General features: G+C 65.6%; 16 protein-coding genes. 12 read left to right on the plus strand and 4 right to left on the minus strand.

Annotated elements, in window-relative coordinates; all coding sequences use genetic code 11:
- Positions 1-18: 18 nt before the first annotated feature.
- Together ACVW1C_RS34005 and ACVW1C_RS34010 are read left to right on the plus strand one after the other, a co-directional pair.
- Positions 19-1,233: a glycosyltransferase family 4 protein gene (locus ACVW1C_RS34005; RefSeq protein ID WP_456762006.1), complete on the plus strand. Its 1,215-nt coding sequence runs from the start codon at positions 19-21 to the stop codon at positions 1,231-1,233.
- Positions 1,230-2,171, plus strand: a complete 942-nt coding sequence (locus ACVW1C_RS34010; RefSeq protein WP_456762007.1) for an NAD-dependent epimerase/dehydratase family protein — start codon at positions 1,230-1,232, stop codon at positions 2,169-2,171. Before ACVW1C_RS34005 ends, ACVW1C_RS34010 begins: the two co-directional genes overlap by 4 nt.
- 68 nt (positions 2,172-2,239) lie before the next feature.
- Here the strand turns inward: ACVW1C_RS34010 and ACVW1C_RS34015 are convergent, their stop codons facing one another.
- Together ACVW1C_RS34015 and ACVW1C_RS34020 are read right to left on the minus strand one after the other, a co-directional pair.
- Positions 2,240-3,250, minus strand: coding sequence for a glycosyl transferase (locus tag ACVW1C_RS34015; protein WP_456762008.1), 1,011 nt, complete (start codon positions 3,248-3,250; stop codon positions 2,240-2,242).
- 5 nt (positions 3,251-3,255) lie between these two features.
- Positions 3,256-4,221, minus strand: coding sequence for a lysylphosphatidylglycerol synthase transmembrane domain-containing protein (locus ACVW1C_RS34020; protein WP_456762009.1), 966 nt, complete (start codon positions 4,219-4,221; stop codon positions 3,256-3,258).
- A gap of 336 nt (positions 4,222-4,557) precedes the next feature.
- On the opposite strand from ACVW1C_RS34020, the gene ACVW1C_RS34025 reads away from it, so the two are divergent.
- The 6 genes from ACVW1C_RS34025 (at position 4,558) to ACVW1C_RS34050 (ending at position 13,054) form a co-directional block, all read left to right on the plus strand.
- Positions 4,558-5,970 (plus strand): mannose-1-phosphate guanylyltransferase/mannose-6-phosphate isomerase, encoded by a 1,413-nt coding sequence (locus ACVW1C_RS34025; protein ID WP_456762010.1) that lies wholly within the window; start codon positions 4,558-4,560, stop codon positions 5,968-5,970.
- 248 nt (positions 5,971-6,218) lie between these two features.
- The gene (locus tag ACVW1C_RS34030; RefSeq protein ID WP_456762011.1) at positions 6,219-7,235 is read left to right on the plus strand and encodes a Gfo/Idh/MocA family oxidoreductase; all 1,017 of its coding nucleotides are present in this window, start codon (positions 6,219-6,221) and stop codon (positions 7,233-7,235) included.
- 33 nt (positions 7,236-7,268) lie between these two features.
- On the plus strand, positions 7,269-8,420 hold the full coding sequence (locus tag ACVW1C_RS34035; protein WP_456762012.1) for a DegT/DnrJ/EryC1/StrS family aminotransferase: 1,152 nt from the start codon (positions 7,269-7,271) through the stop codon (positions 8,418-8,420).
- Between the two features lie 103 nt (positions 8,421-8,523).
- The gene (murJ, locus tag ACVW1C_RS34040) at positions 8,524-10,053 is read left to right on the plus strand and encodes a murein biosynthesis integral membrane protein MurJ (protein ID WP_456762013.1); all 1,530 of its coding nucleotides are present in this window, start codon (positions 8,524-8,526) and stop codon (positions 10,051-10,053) included.
- 128 nt (positions 10,054-10,181) lie between these two features.
- Positions 10,182-12,491, plus strand: coding sequence for a xanthine dehydrogenase family protein molybdopterin-binding subunit (locus ACVW1C_RS34045; protein ID WP_456762014.1), 2,310 nt, complete (start codon positions 10,182-10,184; stop codon positions 12,489-12,491).
- Positions 12,492-12,604: 113 nt separating this feature from the next.
- Positions 12,605-13,054, plus strand: coding sequence for a cytochrome c (locus ACVW1C_RS34050; protein WP_456762015.1), 450 nt, complete (start codon positions 12,605-12,607; stop codon positions 13,052-13,054).
- A 116-nt stretch (positions 13,055-13,170) separates the two neighbouring features.
- On the opposite strand, the gene ACVW1C_RS34055 is transcribed toward ACVW1C_RS34050, so the two are convergent.
- Positions 13,171-13,593 (minus strand): CHRD domain-containing protein, encoded by a 423-nt coding sequence (locus ACVW1C_RS34055; protein WP_456762016.1) that lies wholly within the window; start codon positions 13,591-13,593, stop codon positions 13,171-13,173.
- Between the two features lie 165 nt (positions 13,594-13,758).
- On the opposite strand from ACVW1C_RS34055, the gene ACVW1C_RS34060 reads away from it, so the two are divergent.
- Positions 13,759-14,691: a c-type cytochrome gene (locus ACVW1C_RS34060; protein WP_456762017.1), complete on the plus strand. Its 933-nt coding sequence runs from the start codon at positions 13,759-13,761 to the stop codon at positions 14,689-14,691.
- Between the two features lie 10 nt (positions 14,692-14,701).
- Here the strand turns inward: ACVW1C_RS34060 and ACVW1C_RS34065 are convergent, their stop codons facing one another.
- A complete protein-coding gene (locus ACVW1C_RS34065) occupies positions 14,702-14,947 on the minus strand; it encodes an Lrp/AsnC ligand binding domain-containing protein (RefSeq protein ID WP_137480173.1) in 246 nt (81 codons plus the stop codon).
- Between the two features lie 193 nt (positions 14,948-15,140).
- On the opposite strand from ACVW1C_RS34065, the gene thiD reads away from it, so the two are divergent.
- The 3 genes from thiD (at position 15,141) to ACVW1C_RS34080 (ending at position 18,080) form a co-directional block, all read left to right on the plus strand.
- The gene (gene thiD, locus ACVW1C_RS34070) at positions 15,141-15,938 is read left to right on the plus strand and encodes a bifunctional hydroxymethylpyrimidine kinase/phosphomethylpyrimidine kinase (RefSeq protein ID WP_456762018.1); all 798 of its coding nucleotides are present in this window, start codon (positions 15,141-15,143) and stop codon (positions 15,936-15,938) included.
- Between the two features lie 241 nt (positions 15,939-16,179).
- Complete coding sequence (locus ACVW1C_RS34075; RefSeq protein WP_050403538.1) at positions 16,180-16,992, plus strand: UDP-2,3-diacylglucosamine diphosphatase; 813 nt, start codon at positions 16,180-16,182, stop codon at positions 16,990-16,992.
- Complete coding sequence (locus ACVW1C_RS34080) at positions 16,989-18,080, plus strand: glycosyltransferase family 4 protein (protein ID WP_456762019.1); 1,092 nt, start codon at positions 16,989-16,991, stop codon at positions 18,078-18,080. The genes ACVW1C_RS34075 and ACVW1C_RS34080 overlap by 4 nt, the downstream gene beginning before the upstream one ends.
- The last annotated feature ends 11 nt before the right edge of the window (positions 18,081-18,091 follow it).

Consider the following 18,091-nt stretch of genomic DNA (forward strand, 5'->3'; position numbering starts at 1 on the left):
CCGTTTCGAAAGCCATTGATGCCGAGTTCCCGAAAAGTCGTGGTCGCCAGCCAGCATTATCCGCCGGACCACAGCACGACCGCCGCGATCATGTCCGCGATCGCCGAACGGATCGCGCAGGAGGCGGACGTGGTGGTGGTCTCCGGGATGCCGGGCTCGGCGAGGGCGCCCGCGCCCGGGCGGCCCGTCGTCATCGAGATCAGGAACCGGCTGCCGGGCAAGGCGGCGCTGATCAAGCGCGCGCTGGCCGAGGCGCTGTTCACCGGACGGATGTTCTTTGCGTTGTTGTCGCGGCTGCAACGCGGCGACGTCGCGCTGACGGTGACGGCTCCCTTCGCGCTGCCTTATGCGGTTGCCGCCGCGGCGCGGCTGAAGGGGGCGAAGTCGGCGTTGATCCTGCACGATTTGTTTCCGGATGTTCTCGTGATGGCCGGGCTGCTGCGGCCGTCCTCGCTGGTCGCGCGGGCGATGCGCGCGATCAACGCGCTGATGTTCCGTGCCTTGAACGCCGTCATCGTGATCGGCCGCGATGCAGAGAAGCTGCTGCTGCGCTATCGCGGCATGACACCGGACAAGATCAGGTTCATCCCGAACTGGGCCACGCTCGACCCCGGCAATCGTCCCGTCAGCCCCGATAATCCGTTTCGCAAGGCGATCGCCGCCCGCTTCGTCGTCGGCCTGTCCGGCAATCTCGGCTTCACCCACGATCCGGACATCGTCTTCGAGGCCGCGCGGCTGTTGCGTGACGAGCGCGATATCCATTTCCTGCTGTCGGGATGGGGCATCGGCTTTGCGCGGCTGAAGGAGATGCAGGCCGAGGCGCAGCTCGCCAACGTCACGCTGGTCGAGCGCGTCGCGGATGGCGAGCTCGATGCGCTGCTGTCCAGCGCGGACGTCTGGCTCATTCCCTATCGCAGGAACGTTGCCGGTGTATCGGTCCCGAGCCGGTTCTATAATCTGCTCGCAGCCGGCCGGCCCGTCATCCTGGTCTCCGAACCCGAAGCCGAGGCCGCGCTGACCGTCAGCGAGAACCGGTTGGGCTGGGTCGTCACGCCGGGACGGCCCGACCAACTTGCCGATGCGATCAGGATGTCGTCGCAATCGCAGGACGCCGCGATGGCCGAGCGTGCCGTCGCGACCGCGCGGACCTTCAGTCCCGAGCGGGCCCTGTCGAGCTACGCCGCGCTGATTGCGGAGCTGTTAGCCAATCACGATGTGGAGCGGACAGCATGAATGATCGCCGGCCGACGGTTCTGGTGACGGGTGCGAGCGGCTTTGTCGGTCGCCACGTGGTGCCGGAGTTGCAGCAGAATGGCTGGTTGGTCCGACGCGCGGTGCGCACCCCGCTGCAGGATGCAAACGACGTGGCGATCGGCTCGCTCAGTCCCGCCACCGATTGGCGCGCCGCGCTCGATGGCGTGGACGCCGTTGTTCATCTTGCGGCTCGCGTTCACCAGCAGTCCGATGAACAGGCGATCGAGCTCTATCGCAACGTCAATATCGAAGGCACGCTGCACCTGGCGCGTTCGGCGGTCGCGGCGGGCGTTCGGGATTTCATTTTTGTCAGCACGATCCTGGTGCATGGGCGCAGCAATTACGGGCGCCCGCCGTTTCGCGAGGACGATGTCCTGACGCCTCGCGGCCTCTACGGAAACTCGAAGGCCGCCGCCGAGGTTGGTCTGAAGGAGATTGTGCCGGGCAGCGGCATGAGGGTGACCGTGATCAGGCCGCCGCTGATCTACGGCGCCGGCGCGAAGGGAAATTTCGCCTTGCTCAAGCGCGCGGTGATCAATCGCATGCCGCTCCCGCTCGCCTTTGTGAAGAATCGCCGCGCGTTCCTGTCGGCGGAAAACCTGGCGTCGTTCATTCTGTATCGGTTGTCGCGACCGGGAAATGATTTCGACGTGTTTCTGGTGGCCGACCGCGAGCAGGTCTCGACGCGGGAGTTCGTCGAACGGCTTGCCCGCGCGGCAGAAACCTCGCCGCGCCTGTTCTGGCTGCCGTCGCCGCTCCTGAAAGTGTCGCTCACGGTGGGCGGCCGCAAGGAAGCCTATGACAGCCTGTTCGCCTCGCTCGAACTCGATCTGTCCAAGGTCGCGAGCACCGGATGGCAGCAGCCGATCAGCCTCGACGAGGGGCTGAGGCGCGCGCTGCGCCGAACGGATATCTAGATTCAGTTTTGACGCGTTTTCTTCACGCGAACCGGTAGCCCACTTCGCTGGAAAACGCTCTGGCCAGATCAGAACGGTCGCGAGAACCGGCGCAGTTGCCAGGCGACGGCGAGCGCGCCGGCCAGCAGCAGGACGATGTCTGCGACGAGGGAATCGAGCGCGACCGAGGCGAATGCGAGCAGCGCCAACGCCACGTTGAGTGCAAAGACCTCGCCGACGACGCGCCACACCACAAATCCGTTGTCGGTCGCGCGCTGATAGAAGTGCGAGCGGTGCGCGGACCAGAACGGCTCGCGCCGCGCGATGCGGCGAAACAGCGTGACCGTCGCATCGGTCAAATAATATAGCGGCAGCAGCAGTGCGGCGGCGAATTGCTGATGCAGGGCAAGCTCGAGCAGGCACCAGCCCAGCAGCAAGCCGATCGGCAGACTGCCGACATCGCCAAGGAATATCTTTGCCACCGGCCGGTTGAACGGCGCGAAGCCGAGCAACGCGCCGCACAGCGCTGCCGCGACCAGCGCGCAAGCCGCGGGCACATGGCCGAAGCTGCCGAGCAGGGCGACGGCCACCGTGATCGGCACGGCCTCGGCCGCCGTCATCAGGTCGAGCCCGTCCATGAAGTTGACGAGGTTCACGAACCAGAGGCCGGCGATCAGCAGCAGGCCGCGTTCGAGCCAGACCGGGCAGGCCGAAACGAGCCTGAGATCGGCCGGCGCCGAAAACACCACGGCTGCAACCGCGGCCGCCTGCAGCAACAGCCGCGGGACGACGGGTAGCGACCGCATGTCGTCGGCAAAGCCCACCACCGCGATGAACAGGCAGGCCGCGAACATCGTGAACGGTATCGTCAGGTCCGGCGATCCGGCCAGCACGATGACGATCCCGCCCGCCAGCAGCGTGGCTGCGATGACCGCGATCCCGGCGCCCTGCGGCGTCGGAATGCGGTGCGACGACCGCGCATTCGGCTTCGCCAGTGCCACGCGCAGCAGCAGAGGCCGCGTCGCCCGGATCAGGACGGCCGAGATCGATGCGGCCAGCACCGCTGCGATCAACGACAGGAGGGTCTCGAAACTGCTCATTCCGGTCACTGCGATCCCGGGACTTCGATCGGCTCGGCGCCCTTGGCGGCCTTCTCCGGGCTCAGGATCCACACCAGGCCGCCGAACACACCGACCACGAACGACACTGCGCCGAACAGCAGCGAGATGTTGACGCCTTCATTCGCGATCAGGCCGGCATAGCCGAAGGCGAGTGCCATCGTGGCCTCGCGCACCCCCCAGCCTGCGATCGAGATCGGCATCATCGTGATCAGCATGACCGGGGGCAACAATTGGAAGATCTGGCCGAAGGTGACGGGGGCCGTGATCGACTTCACCACGCACCAGCCGATCACGACGGTCACCACGTGAATGGCGATCGAAAGGGTCGCGACCCGCAATCCGTGCTTGCGGCTGAACAACACGCGGTTCGCGATGACCGCGCAGGCGTGGATGTGGTGCGTTGCCCACCACTGCTTCAGCCAGGGCCACGGCAACAGGCCGATCACGAGGAAACCAAAGCCGGCCGCGAGCGCGGCGATGTCGAGCAGCAGCAACGCCATCCAGCCGTTTGTATCGGAGATCAGCCGATAGCTCCAGGGCAGGGTGGCCGCGATGACGACGGCAAGCGCGATCAGTCCGACCGCGCGATCGACGAAGATCGAATAGGTGGCTGCGCGCCAGCCCGCACCGGCGCGCGCGACGAGCCATAGGCGCACGGCGTCGCCGCCGATCGAGGACGGCAGGGTCTGGTTGAAGAAGGTGCCGATCACGTTGAAGCGCATCGCCTGCGCGGTTTCCAGCGGCGCGCCGCACTCCACGCTGATTTCGCGCCAGCGCAGCACCCCGAGAAAGATCTGCAGCAAGGTGACCGCGATCGCGAGGCCGAGCCAGCCCAGGCTCTCGACCTGGATGCGGGAGGCCAGGTCATACAGGTTGACCTTGCGCAGCGAAAAATAGAGCAGCGCAGCCGAAATCAGGATCTTGACGGTCGAAAGCAGGATTCGGCGCATTTCCGTTCGCGCTGCCAGGTTTTCAGGATGTGTCAAAAACAGCGCAAAACGCTCTCGCGCGCCCAAATTCGCCGCCTTGGTATGGTTTCCGCACCGATCTGGCAATACCCCGTACCGACCCTATTGCGACCCGCTCGACGGGGCGGCTAAAGAGGCCGGACTGGGAGGGACAGCACTCACCCGGGGTTTACGATACGGGTAAAATCCGACCAGACGTGCGGGGGCACGCGTGATACTGCTCAGATCGTGCTTTGGAGGTAACCCGGCCGCCCGCTGCGGCTGCCCGGGAAAAATCTTAGTGTGTCGTCCGCGGACACGACAGGACTTGAGGCATCGATGGATCGACGAATTATTCCCCTGATCATGTGCGGCGGCGCAGGCACGCGGCTCTGGCCGGCGTCACGCGAGGTGCATCCGAAGCAGTTCCTGTCCCTGTTCGGGGCGCGCTCGACCTTCCAGGAGACGCTGCTGCGGGTCTCCGACGCCGGCCTGTTCGAGCGGCCGATCGTGATCACCAACGAGGCCTATCGTTTCATGGTGCTGGAGCAGCTGGGCGAGATCGGCCGCGAGGCCGACGTGTTGCTCGAGCCGATGCGCCGCGACTCCGGGCCCGCGATCGCGGCCGGTGCGGCATTCGCGCAGAGCCGTGACAGCGAAGCGATCGTGCTGGCGCTCGCCGCCGACCACCTGGTGCGGGACACGCCGGCCTTCGTCGCCGCATGCCGCGGCGGATTGGTGGCTGCCGAAGCCGGCCGCATCGTGACCTTCGGCGTCAAGCCGGAGCGGCCCGCCACTGAATACGGCTACATCAGCCCGGGCGAGGTGGTCGCCGGCGAGGTGCGCGCGGTGGCAAAATTCGTCGAGAAGCCGGATGCCGCGACGGCGGCAGGCTATATCGATGCGGGCTATCTCTGGAACAGCGGCAACTTCATGTTCCGCGCCGGCGTGCTGCTCGACGAGTATCGCAAGGTCGATGCCGACAGCATTGCCGCGGTGGAGAAGTCGGTTGCTTCAGCGACGCACGATCTCGGCTTCGTCAAGCTCGATGCAGCGGCGTTCGGCGCCGCAAAGGCGATCTCGATCGATTACGCCGTGATGGAGAAGACCGCTCATGCCGCGGTGGTGCCGGTGGCGTGCGGCTGGTCCGACATCGGCTCGTGGCGCCAGGTCTGGGAGCTCTCCGACAAGGACAGCCTGGGCAACGCGGCGCGCGGCGCGGCGGTGTTCGAGGACTCCCGCAATTGCAACGTCTCGACCGACCGGGCGCTGGTCGCGCTCGAAGGTGTCGACGACCTCGTCGTGGTCGCGACCCAGGACGCCGTGCTGGTGTCACGCCAGAAGGACGCCAACGGGCTGAAGCGGCTGGTCGCGAAATTGAAGGTGACAGCGCCCGGGGTGACCGAGAACCACATCAAGGTGCATCGGCCCTGGGGCTCCTATCAATCGGTCGACAATGGCGACCGCCACCAGGTCAAGCGCATCATCGTCAAGCCGGGCGGGCGGCTGTCGCTGCAGAAGCACCATCACCGCTCCGAGCACTGGATCGTGGTGCGCGGCACCGCGCAGGTCACCGTCAACGAGCTGATCAAGACGGTGCACGAGAACGAGTCGATCTACATCCCGATCGGCGCGGTGCACCGGCTGGAGAATCCCGGCAAGATCCAGCTCGAGCTGATCGAGGTGCAGACCGGCAGCTATTTGGGCGAGGACGACATCATCCGCATCGAGGACGACTACCGGCGCAGCTGAGGCAGCCGGTTCCCGCGCCAATCGCCGGGCGCGGGACGATGTAACTCTTTGAATCAAAACGTGTCCGGATTTCGCCGTTGGCATTCGCCACATTTGTGACGCCGTGCTATAGCGGCTGCCAACGAAGCGGGGTGATTTGCGCCACGGGCGCAGATCGGGACGAGGGGCCTTGGTCTGATTCCCTCGGAGCCGGGATGGCTCCCTGAGGAGCCGGGACAACCGCCAGAACGCTACTTGGGGTCTACGATATGAATGCAAAAGTGTCCGCAGCCGGCGCGAGGGCCGATATCGGCCGCGCATTGCGCGTCGGCGTGATCGGCGCCGGCGTGATGGGCAGCAACCATGCCCGCGTGCTGGCCGGACTGCCCGGCGTCGTGCTGATCGGCATCGTCGATCCGCTGCCGGAACACCGCACACGCGCCATCGACCTGGTCGGTTGCCGCGCCTTCGAAAACCTCGATCAGCTGCTTGCCGAGGGCATCGATGCGGTGACGATCGCAGCGCCCACCCACCTGCATCACGAGATCGCGCTCGCCTGCATCGCGCGCAACATCCACATCCTGGTCGAGAAGCCGGTCGCCTCCACGGTCGAAGAGGGCCGCGAGATCGTCGCAGCCGCCGAGCGGGCCGGCGTCACGCTGATGGTCGGCCATGTCGAGCGGTTCAATCCGGCGGTCGCCGCGATCAAGCAGGCGATCTCGGGCGAGGATATCCTGTCGATCGGCATCACCCGGGTCGGCCCGTTCCCGCCGCGGATGTCCAATGTCGGCGTCGTGATCGACCTCGCCGTGCACGACATCGACCTGATCCGCTGGTTCACCGAGTCCGACATCGTCGAGGTGCAGCCGCAGCTCTCAAGCGCGGTCGCCGAGCGCGAGGACATCGCGCTGCTGCAATTCCGCACGGCGTCCGGCGTGCTCGCCCACATCAACACTAACTGGCTGACGCCGTTCAAGGCGCGCAACGTGACGGTCGCGACCCGCGGCAAGTACGTGATGGGCGACTTGCTCACCCGCCAGGTCACCGAATGCTTCGGCTTCAAGCCGGACGGCAGCTATTCGATGCGTCATCTGCCGGTCGGGCACGACGAGCCGTTGCGCGCCGAACTGATCGCCTTCCTCGATGCCGTGCGCAGCGGCAAGCTGCCGGCGGTGTCCGGCGACGAAGGCGTGGCGAGCCTCGAGATCGCGATCCGCTGCCTGGAATCGCCGGCCCGGCCCGCCGCATCGACGATGCGCAAGGGACCGCGCCGCATCGCCGGCTGATTGTCATTCATTCAACACGTGCAAAGAGCTTCCATGAACCAGCATATGCAGCTTGAGCCCATTCCCTTCATCGATATCGCCGCGCAGCGCCGGCGGCTCGGCAAGTCGATCGATGACGCGGTCGCGCGTGTGCTCGACCATTGCCAGTTCATCAACGGTCCGGAAGTCACCGCGCTGGAGAAGGCGCTGGCCGACTATAGCGGCGCCAAGCATGTGGTGAGCTGTGCCAGCGGCACCGACGCGCTGCTGATGGTCCTGATGGCGAAGAATGTCGGACCGGGCGATGCGGTGCTCTGCCCGACCTTCACCTTCTGCGCGACCGGCGAAGTCGTAACGCTGACCGGCGCGACGCCGGTTTTCGTCGATGTCGATGAGGAGACCTTCAACATCGACGTCAATTCGCTCAAGCGCGGCATTGCGACGGCGCGGGCACGCGGGCTGAAGCCGGTTGCCGTGATCCCGGTCGATCTGTTCGGCCAGAGCGCCGATCACGACGCGATCGGCGCGGTCGCCGAGGCCGAGGGCCTGTTCGTGCTCGACGATGCCGCGCAGGGCTTTGGCGCAACCTACAAGAACCGCAGGCTCGGCACCTTCGGCCTCGCGACCGGCACCAGCTTCTTCCCGGCCAAGCCGCTCGGCTGTTTCGGCGACGGCGGCGCGATCTTCACCGACGACGAGGAGCTCGCGCGCACGCTGCGCAGCATCCGCGTCCACGGCCAGGGCTCGGACAAGTACGACAACGTGCGGCTCGGCCTCACGGCGCGGCTCGACACCATGCAGGCAGCGATCCTGCTCGAGAAGCTGAAGATCTTCGACGACGAGATCGCGGCGCGCAACAAGGTGGCAGAACGCTATTCGCGGGCGCTCGGCAATCTCGTCGCGGTGCCGCGCGTGGCTCCCGGCTGCACCTCGGTCTGGGCGCAATACACCATCCGTCTGACCAACGGCATCGATCGTGACGCCTTCGCGGCCGCCTTGAAGGCGCAGGGCGTGCCGACCATGATCTACTATCCGAAGTCGGTCCATCAGCAGACGGCCTACAGCCACTATCCGGTTGCCGATGGCGGCCTGCCGGTCAGCGAGCGCCTGTCGAAGGACGTCATCGCCCTGCCGATGCACCCGTATCTCGACGAGGCGGCGCAGGACCGCGTCATCGGGGCTGTGCGCAGCGCGCTACAGGCATGATCCCGAAGAGTGACTTCCGGTTTTCGGCCTGGATCATGCCTGGATCGTCAGCGTCCTGAATAGGTCATTTTGACGTAGGGTGATGATGCGCTAGAAGCAGCGCATGCTTGGGCGCATCTTCACCGTCGGCGGCTATACCTTGCTATCGCGGGTCACCGGGTTCGCGCGCGACATCATGCTCGCGGCGATCCTCGGTGCCGGGCCGGTCGCCGACGCCTTCTTCGTGGCGCTGCGGCTGCCCAATCATTTCCGCGCGATCTTTGCCGAAGGCGCCTTCAACGCCGCGTTCGTGCCGGCCTATGCCCACGTTCATGGCGAGCGCGGCGAGGCGTCGGCGCGGCTGTTCGCCGACCGAATCTTCACGCTGCTGTTCGCCTCGCAGGTGATCCTGCTGGTGGTGGCGATGGCGTTCATGCCGCAGGCGATGAGCATTCTCGCGCCGGGCTTCACCGAGGACGCAGCGCAGCGCAAGCTCGCGATCGAGCTGACGCGGATCACCTTTCCCTATCTGCTGCTGATCACGCTGGTGACGCTCTATGGCGGCATGCTCAACGTGATGCATCGCTTCGCCAGCGCCGCCGCGGCGCCGATCTTGCTCAACCTCGCCATGATGATGACGCTGGCGCTCGCGGCGTTCTTCCCGAGCGCCGGCCACGCCGCGGCCTGGGGCGTTCTGATCTCGGGCTTCCTGCAGTTCTTCCTGCTCGCCGGCGACCTCGGGCGTCACGGCGGCCTGCCGCGGTTCGCGCCCTTGAGGCTCGACGAGGACGTCCGCGCCTTCTTCCGGGCACTGGGGCCGGCAACCCTGGGCTCGATGGGAACGCAGGTGGCGCTGTTCGCCGACACCATCATCGCGACCTTTCTCCCCGCCGGCGCGCTGTCGGCGCTGTATTATGCCGACCGCCTCAATCAACTGCCGATCGGCGTGATCGGGATCGCGATCGGCACCGTGCTGCTGCCGGAGATGTCGCGGCGCCTGACCGGCGACGATCACGCCGGCGCCATGGCCGCGCAGCGCCGCGCCTTCGATTTCACGCTGCTGTTCTCGGTGCCGTTCGTGGCCGCGTTCCTGACCGTCGCCGATCCGATCATGCGCGCGATGTTCGCCCGCGGCGCCTTCTCGAAGGCCGATGCCGCCAGCGCCGGCGCCACGCTCGCGGCCTATGCGGTCGGCCTGATTCCATTCGTGATGATTCGCAGCGCGGTCGCGACCTTCTACGCGCGCAAGGACACCGCAACGCCGGTAAAGGCGGCGCTGACCGGGGTCGCGGTCAACGTCGCGCTGAAGATCGCACTGGTCGGCACGCTGGCGCAGGTCGGGCTCGCGCTCGCGACGGCGGTCGGCGCCTGGGTCAATCTCCTGCTGGTGCTGCTGTTCGCGGTGCGCCGCGGCTATCTCGCGTTCGATCGCGCGCTGATCCGCTCGTTCGGCACTTTCGCGATTTGCGGCCTGCTGCTCGCGCTCGCGCTGTGGCTGACCTCGCATTTCGCCTATGTGTGGTTCGCGCCGATGCAGATCTTTCGCGATGAGATGATCCTGCTGCTGCTGGTCACGGTCGGCGCCTTCGTCTACGCGCTGCTGATTCTCACGCTGTTCGGCCGCGGCTGGCTGTTCGCGCTGCGGCGCGTATAGTTTTACCTGTCAAATCAAATGCATAGGAGCCGACCGTGGGATAGCGCCGCGTGCGGCGGAAAGCGGTTTGCGCTTCGCTGACAACCACGCCAATATGCATACAAACAACCAAGGCAATTGGAGAGACGATGGCAGCTCCCATCAAGTTCGGCGTCGGACAAAGTGTGCGGCGCAAGGAGGATGACGCCCTGATTCGCGGCAAGGGCCGTTATACCGACGACGTTGCACCGTCTCCCGCATTGCACGCGCTGATGCTGCGCTCGCCGCATGCGCACGCGACCTACACGATCGATGCCGGCAAGGCCCGCGGCATGCCCGGCGTGGCGCTGATCCTGACCGCGGCCGATGTCGCCGAGCTCGGTGGCTTGCCATGCCTGTTCAATCTCGAAACCGATCCGTTCACCGCACCGCCTTATCCGATCCTCGCCAAGGATGAGGTGCGCCATGTCGGCGACGCCATCGCCTTTGTGGTCGCCGATACCGTCGATCATGCCCGCGACGCGATCGAGGCCATCGACGTCAAGTGGACGCCGTTGCCGGCGGTGGCCGGCCTGATCAATGCGGTGAAGAAGGGCGCGCCGCAGGTGTGGCCGGACAAGCCCGGCAATCTGCTGTTCGACGTCTCGATCGGCGACAAGGGCGCGGCCGAGGCCGCCTTCGCCAAGGCGCATGCAGTGGCCGAAATCACCATCGTCAATCCGCGCGTCATCACCAATTTCATGGAGACGCGCGCCGCGGTCGCCGAGTACGACGCCAGGAAGGATCATCTGACGCTGACGATCGGCAGCCAGGGCAGCCACCGCCTGCGCGAGATCCTCTGCGACATGATCCTGAAGATGCCGAAGGAAAACATGCGGGTGATCTGCCCGGATGTCGGCGGCGGCTTCGGCACCAAGCTGTTTCCCTATCGCGAGTATGCCCTGATCTCGGTCGCGGCGCGCAAGCTCAAGAAGTCGGTCAAATGGACCGCCGAGCGCTCCGACCATTTCATGGGCGACGCGCAGGGCCGCGACAACCTCACCACCGCGAAGATGGCGCTCGCCGAGGACGGCAAATTCCTCGGCATGGATGTCGACCTGATGGGCGACATGGGTGCCTATCTCTCGACCTTTGCCCCCTACATCCCGCATGGCGGCGCCAGCATGCTGCCGGGTCTCTATGACATCAAGGCCTTCCACTGCCGCGTCCGCACCGTGTTCACCAACACGGTGCCGGTCGACGCCTATCGCGGCGCCGGCCGCCCGGAGGCCGCCTATGTCATCGAGCGGCTGGTCGATGCCGCCGCGCGAAAGCTCGGCATGACGCCGGACGCCATCCGGCGGAAGAATTTCATCCCGCCGAAGTCGCTGCCCTACACGACCGCGACCGGCAAGGTCTACGACTCCGGCGACTTCGCCGCGCATATGAAGCGCGCGATGGAGATCGCCAACTGGAAGGAGTTTCCGAAGCGCGCCAAGGCCGCCAAGAAGGACGGGCTGGTGCGGGGCATCGGCATGGCGAGCTATGTCGAGGTCTGCGGCACCATGGGCGAGGAGACCGCCAATGTGGCGCTCGATCCCAACGGCGACATCTCTATCCTGATCGGCACGCAGTCGAGCGGGCAGGGCCACCAGACCGCCTATGCACAGATCGTCGCCGAGCAGTTCGGCGTCCCGCCGGAGCGCGTCCACGTGCTGCAGGGCGACACCGACAAGATCGCGACCGGCCTCGGCACCGGCGGTTCGGCATCGATCCCGTCCGGCGGCGTCAGCGTGCAGCGGGCGACGCACGAGCTCGGCAACAAGCTGAAGGAGCTGGCGGCGCAGGCGCTGGAAGCCGGCGCCGGCGACCTCGAGATCGCCGACGGCCGCATCCGCATCGCCGGTACAGACCGCTCAATCAGCTTCGCCGATCTCGCCAAGCGTCCGGGCGGCGATACCTCGAAGATGAATGCGAGCGCAACCTTCGCCAGCGCCGACGGCACCTATCCGAACGGCACGCATCTCGCCGAGGTCGAGATCGATCCCGCCACCGGCATCATCAAGATCGTCAGCTACGTCATCGTCGACGATTTCGGCGTCACGCTCAATCCGCTGATGCTGGCGGGCCAGGTTCATGGCGGCGCGATGCAGGGCATCGGGCAGGCGCTGATGGAGCAGGCGGTCTACAGCCCGACCGACGGTCAGCTCGTTACCGGCACCTTCATGGACTATGCGATGCCGCGCGCCGCTGACGGGCCGTCGTTCGTGTTCGAGACCCACAACGTTCCCTGCACGACCAATCCGATGGGCGTGAAGGGTGCCGGCGAGGCCGGCGCGATAGGCTCGTGCCCGGCGGTCGTCAACGCGATCGTCGAGGGGCTGCATCGCGAGTTCGGGATCGACCACATCGACATGCCGGCCACGCCGGAGCGGGTCTGGATCGCGATCCGCGAGGCGCAGCGCCGCCATAATCTTTAAAGGAATCCGCGCGGGAATAAGACCTCGCACGCGGGTTCTTATCGAGAAGCCTTGACTCGCGCGCGCCAGTCACGGCGTCGCATCGAAACGCTCGCAAGACGGAGAATTCGCGGATGAAACGCATTGTGGTTGTTGTGGGAGGTCTGCTGCTCGGCGCCGGCGCCGTGATGGCAGATCAGAAGATCGCTGTCGAGCAGGACAACCTGATGCGGGGGCAGGCGAAGAGCATGTATAATGTGATCGGCAAGATGGTGAAGGGCGATATTCCCTACGACCAGGCGGCGGTGGATGCGGCGATCGCCGACCTCGAAGCGAGCGTGCCCAAGATCCCGACAGTGTTTGCGCCGAATCCCAAGGAAAATGTCAAGGACGCGACCTACGGATCCTCGCCGAAAATCTGGAAGAACAAGGCCGATTTCGATTCCAAGGTGCCTCCGGTGTCGAAGGCCATTGCGGAGGTCAAGGGCAAGATCAAGGATATCGATGGCCTCAAAGTCGCCTTCAAGTCGATCAACGACCGCTGCACGGACTGCCACGAGGTATACCGGGTCAAGCTGAAGTGATTCCGCGCGGCGCACGATCCTTGCGGCAGCGGCCGTGGGCGCGTGGAGCGGGCAACCTGAAAGAGGGCGGATGCAAGCGGCATCCGCCCTCTTTCTTGTCGGGCTGCGTTTGAAGCTTACTTCGTGACCTGGCCGCGGATCTCGCCGCCTGGGTTGGCCGCGGTGTGGACGTTGACATAGTACTTGCCGGCGAGGAGATCGGCGGCCTGCGCGTCGGTCAGCGTGGCGCTGCCCTCGACCGGGCTCGACGTCGCGTTCGGGATGGCAACCGCGACACCGGCATTCTTGCCGGCCTCGGCGGGGCCGTGGAAATGCGCGGCGGTCGCGGGGCCCGACAGGCCGGAATAGGTCAGCTTCCAACTGAGCTTCTTGGTGGCCGCGTCGTAGTCGATGTCGGCAGTACCGGTGCCGGCGCTGGTGGTCGCAGGTACTTCGGACTTGCCGTCCAGCTTGGCGTGCAGCTTCTCGGCAAACGCCGGACCGGCGAGCACGATTGCGGCGCCGAGTGTCAGCGTAGCGAGCAAGGTCTTGTTTGGCATGGTTCTCTCCCCTTTGACGTCACACGATGGTTGCAATCTTCAAACCGCGGCTCTCCGGATTTATTCCCAAAATGATCGTGAGTGCGGCAAATTTGATGCGGGCTTGTGCGACCGGTTGCCATCATACTGGTTGATGAACTGACGCGACCAATGACGGATCGGTGAATGTTGCGACGACTTGTTCTCCTCGCCGGGCTCGCCGGCATCATCGGCTTCGGCGCGTTCTGGTGGCTGACGATCCCGGCCACCGTCGCCGCGAGCGCGCTGCCCGCCTACCAGCCCAATCTGGCCAACGGGCTCACAACGTTCAATGCGGGAGGATGTTCCTCCTGCCACGCGGTGCCGAAGCAGGACGATCGCACGAGGCTCGGCGGCGGCCTCGCGATACCGTCGCCGTTCGGTACCTTCTATGCGCCGAACATCTCGCCCGACCCGAACGACGGCATCGGCCGCTGGAGCGAGGCTGATTTCGTCACCGCGGTCATGAAGGGCACGTCGCCCTCGGGGACGCATTATTTTCCGGCGTTTCCCTACACATCCTACCAGCACGCCAGGCTCAATGACGTGCGCGACCTGTTCGCCTATCTGAAGACCTTGCCGCCGGTCGCCGGCAAGGTGCGCGACCACGATGTGCCGTTTCCCTTCAACATCAGGCGCAATGTCGGTGTCTGGAAATTCCTGTTCATGGACGGCAAGCCGTTCGTCGCGGATGCGAGCCGCTCGGCGCATTGGTATCGCGGCGCCTATCTCGTCAACAGCTTCGGCCATTGCGCCGAGTGTCACAGCCCGCGCAATTTCCTCGGCGGCATCGTCAGCGCGCAGCGCTTCGCCGGTGGCCCGAATCCGGAAGGCGAAGGCTGGGTGCCCAACATCACGCCGCGGGGGATCGCGGACTGGAGCGCGAGGGACATCGCCTATTTCCTCGAGAGCGGCCAGACGCCGGACGGCGACAGTGCCGGCGGATCGATGGTGCGCGTGATCCGCAACACCTCGCAGCTCTCACCAAGCGATCGCGACGCGATCGCCGAGTACATCAAGTCGCTGCCGCCGGTCGAGGGGCCGCCGAAGCCGGTCAAGAAGAAAGAGAAGGAGTCCTAGCGGGCGCGTCCTACTTCGCTCCGAACGCCTTGAAGGTGATGATGGTGAGGGTGTCCTGGATGCCCGGGATCACCTGAACCTTCTCGTTGATGAAATGGCCGATGTCGGTGTCGTGGTCGACGTAGAACTTGACCAGCAGATCGTAATTGCCCGCGGTGGAGTAGATCTCGGACGCAATCTCGGCCTCCGCCAGCGCGTTGGCGACGGCATAGGACTGGCCGAGCTTGCATTTGATCTGGACGAAGAAAGGAACCATCAAAGTCGTCTCCGGGGATTTGGCCGACTATAGGCCAAAAACCGGCGGCCAAGGCAAGGGGACAGGAAGGGGGCGCGCCAAGGCCAACGCGCGGTAAAGTCCGGCGAACTTGCTGCCGCTGGGCGGCCGGGCTAGGACAGGCCATGATCTTGTTCGTCATGGTCTCATTCGTCGCAACCGCCGGTCCCGCAACATGACGCCGGTCGCGCTCACCATTGCCGGCTCGGATTCCTCGGGCGGGGCGGGCATCCAGGCCGACCTCAAGAGCTTTGCCGCGCTCGGGGTCTATGGCGCCTCCGCCATCACGGCGCTGACCGCGCAGAACACCACGGGGGTCAGCGGCATCCATCCGGTGCCCGCTTCGTTCGTCACGGCCCAGATCGATGCGGTGTTCTCCGACCTCGACGTCGGCGCGGTGAAGATCGGCATGGTGGCGCAGGCCGAGACGATCGTGGCGATTGCGGACGGGCTGAAGCGCTGGGCGCCGCGCCACGTCGTGCTCGATCCGGTGATGGTCGCAACCTCGGGCGATCGGCTGCTGGCTGCCGAGGCGGTCGATGCGCTGAAGACCATGCTGTTTCCACTGGCCTCGCTGATCACGCCGAACTTGCCGGAAGCGGCGGCGCTGCTGAACGAGCCGGTCGCATCGAGCGAGGCCGACGTCGCGCGACAGGGCCGGCAATTGCTGGCGATGGGATGTCGCGCGGTGCTGGTCAAGGGCGGCCACGGGCACGGCGCCGAGAGCATCGACTATCTGATCGATGGCGCGCGCAGCATCGCGCTCGCGGCGCCGCGCATTGCGACATCGAACACGCACGGCACCGGCTGCTCGCTGTCATCGGCGATCGCGGCGGGACTCGCGAAAGGCGAGGCGCTGGAGACCGCCGTGCGCAACGCCAAGGCCTGGATCACCGATGCGATCGCGCAGGCGGATCGCTTCGCCATCGGCCACGGCCACGGACCGGTGCATCACTTCCACAAGTATTATTGAAAGCTCGGAGGCTTCATCCGGGCTCAGCATTTCGTTGCTCAAATGCGCGTTGTTCCGCCGCATATGAAGGCAACACAACGCCCGTTCCGCACAGCTGCGTCCACCCATGTCGCCAGATTGTCGCACGCCGCTGTTATCCGCACTGGAGGGGCGTGCTGCTGATTCTCGTTAACTGTTAGTGAGGCCTTGGGTCGCGGGGATCGTCATCGCCTTGTCACAGGAATCTGTTAGGTGCACAGGCATGGGAAGTGACTCCTTGAGTGAAGAGAGCCCCGAGCGGCGCTTTCGCACTTTGTTTATCTCCGATGTTCATCTCGGAGCCCGCGGTTCGCAAGCCGACCGCCTGCTGGACTTCCTCCGCTCCCACGATGCCGACACGATCTACCTCGTTGGTGATATCGTCGACGGCTGGGCGCTGAAGTCGAACTGGTACTGGCCGCAGACCCACAATGATTTCGTGCAGAAGATGCTGCGCAAGGCGCGCAAGGGCGCCAAGGTGATCTACGTCCCGGGCAACCATGACGAGTTCCTGCGCAAATATTACGGTACGCATTTCGGCGGCATCGACGTGGTGGAGAACACCGTTCACACCGGCGCCGACGGCAAGCGCTACCTCGTGATCCACGGCGACATCTTCGATCTCGTGGTGCAGAACGCGCGCTGGCTCGCCCATCTCGGCGACAAGGCCTACGACTTTGCGATCCAGATGAATCGGTTCGTCAATTTCTTCCGCAAGATGTTCGGCGTGCCGTACTGGTCGCTGTCGCAATGGGCCAAGCTGAAGGTCAAGAAGGCTGTGAACTATATCGGAGCGTTCGAGGCGACGCTGGCCGGCGAGGCGCGGCGTCACGGCTGCGACGGCGTGATCTGCGGCCACATCCACTACGCGACGATTCATGACGAGCACGGCATCCGCTACATGAATTGCGGCGACTGGGTGGAGAGCTGCACGGCGCTCGCCGAGCATGAGGACGGCCATTTCGAGATCATCACCTGGACCGATCCGGTACGCCGGATCGCGCCGGTTCCGCGAGTGACGGCACGCGCTGCATGACGCATATCCTGGTCGCGACCGATGCGTGGCATCCCCAGGTCAACGGGGTTGTCCGCACGCTGACCATGATGGCACAGGCGGCCAAATCGCTCGGCGTCGAGGTGAGCTTCCTGACGCCGGACGAGTTCCGCACCTTCGCGATGCCGAGCTATCGCGATCTCCGGCTGGCGCTGCCGTACCAGGCCAAGGTCGCCAGCCTGATCGAGGCGGCCAAGCCCGACAGCATCCATATCGCGACCGAAGGCCCGATCGGGCTGTCGGTCCGCCGCTATTGCCGTAGGCGCGGCCTGCCGTTCACGACGAGCTTCCACACCCGCTTCCCCGAATACGTCTCGGCACGGACGCCTGTGCCGGAGGCCTGGGTGTGGCGGGCGCTGCGCTGGTTCCACAGGCCGAGCCGGGCGGTGATGGCTGCGACCCCCGCGCTCGCCACCGAACTGCGCCAGCGCGGCTTCCGCAACGTGGTGCTGTGGTCGCGCGGCGTCGACACCGCGCTGTTCCATCCGCGCGATGTCGATCTCTGCCTGCCGCAGCCGGTCTATCTCAGCGTCGGCCGGGTGGCGGTGGAGAAGAACCTCGAGGCGTTCCTTGATCTCGATCTGCCCGGCACCAAGGTGGTGGTCGGCGACGGGCCGGCGCGGGCGGCGCTGGAGCGAAAATATCCGGAAGCCCTCTTCCTCGGCGCCCGCCATGGGGAAGAATTGGCCGAGATCTACGCCGCGGCCGATGTGTTCGTTTTCCCCAGCCGCACCGATACGTTCGGTTTGGTGCTGCTTGAAGCGTTGGCCAGCGGCCTGCCGGTTGCCGCTTTTCCGGTCACCGGTCCCCGCGACGTGATCGGCTCGGCGCCGGTCGGCGTGCTCGACGAGGATCTGCGCCGCGCCTGCCTGGAGGCGCTCAGCATCCCGCGGCAGGCCTGCGTCGATTTCGCCGCGCTCCACACCTGGCAGGCGTCGGCCCGGGTGTTCATCGACCGCTGCATGAACGTCCGCCCCGCGGCGCCCGACGGCGAGGGCGAGGCGCTCGAATTCGGCGCCGAAGAGCATCATTTCGCGGCCTTGCCGGCGCCTCAGCCAAACTCACGCTAAAGCGTCTTGCC

The organism is Bradyrhizobium sp. USDA 4011, assembly GCF_054063415.1.

Coding starts and splice junctions, on each gene's coding strand:
- ACVW1C_RS34065 (WP_137480173.1), bottom strand. CDS start 14,947: ATGGTTCCTTTCTTCGTCCAGATCAAATGCAAGCTCGGCCAGTCCTAT.
- thiD (WP_456762018.1), top strand. CDS start 15,141: ATGACGCCGGTCGCGCTCACCATTGCCGGCTCGGATTCCTCGGGCGGG.
- ACVW1C_RS34020 (WP_456762009.1), bottom strand. CDS start 4,221: ATGCGCCGAATCCTGCTTTCGACCGTCAAGATCCTGATTTCGGCTGCG.
- ACVW1C_RS34030 (WP_456762011.1), top strand. CDS start 6,219: ATGAATGCAAAAGTGTCCGCAGCCGGCGCGAGGGCCGATATCGGCCGC.
- ACVW1C_RS34050 (WP_456762015.1), top strand. CDS start 12,605: ATGAAACGCATTGTGGTTGTTGTGGGAGGTCTGCTGCTCGGCGCCGGC.
- ACVW1C_RS34045 (WP_456762014.1), top strand. CDS start 10,182: ATGGCAGCTCCCATCAAGTTCGGCGTCGGACAAAGTGTGCGGCGCAAG.
- ACVW1C_RS34080 (WP_456762019.1), top strand. CDS start 16,989: ATGACGCATATCCTGGTCGCGACCGATGCGTGGCATCCCCAGGTCAAC.
- ACVW1C_RS34005 (WP_456762006.1), top strand. CDS start 19: ATGCCGAGTTCCCGAAAAGTCGTGGTCGCCAGCCAGCATTATCCGCCG.
- ACVW1C_RS34025 (WP_456762010.1), top strand. CDS start 4,558: ATGGATCGACGAATTATTCCCCTGATCATGTGCGGCGGCGCAGGCACG.
- ACVW1C_RS34055 (WP_456762016.1), bottom strand. CDS start 13,593: ATGCCAAACAAGACCTTGCTCGCTACGCTGACACTCGGCGCCGCAATC.
- murJ (WP_456762013.1), top strand. CDS start 8,524: ATGCTTGGGCGCATCTTCACCGTCGGCGGCTATACCTTGCTATCGCGG.
- ACVW1C_RS34060 (WP_456762017.1), top strand. CDS start 13,759: ATGTTGCGACGACTTGTTCTCCTCGCCGGGCTCGCCGGCATCATCGGC.
- ACVW1C_RS34075 (WP_050403538.1), top strand. CDS start 16,180: ATGGGAAGTGACTCCTTGAGTGAAGAGAGCCCCGAGCGGCGCTTTCGC.
- ACVW1C_RS34035 (WP_456762012.1), top strand. CDS start 7,269: ATGAACCAGCATATGCAGCTTGAGCCCATTCCCTTCATCGATATCGCC.
- ACVW1C_RS34010 (WP_456762007.1), top strand. CDS start 1,230: ATGAATGATCGCCGGCCGACGGTTCTGGTGACGGGTGCGAGCGGCTTT.
- ACVW1C_RS34015 (WP_456762008.1), bottom strand. CDS start 3,250: ATGAGCAGTTTCGAGACCCTCCTGTCGTTGATCGCAGCGGTGCTGGCC.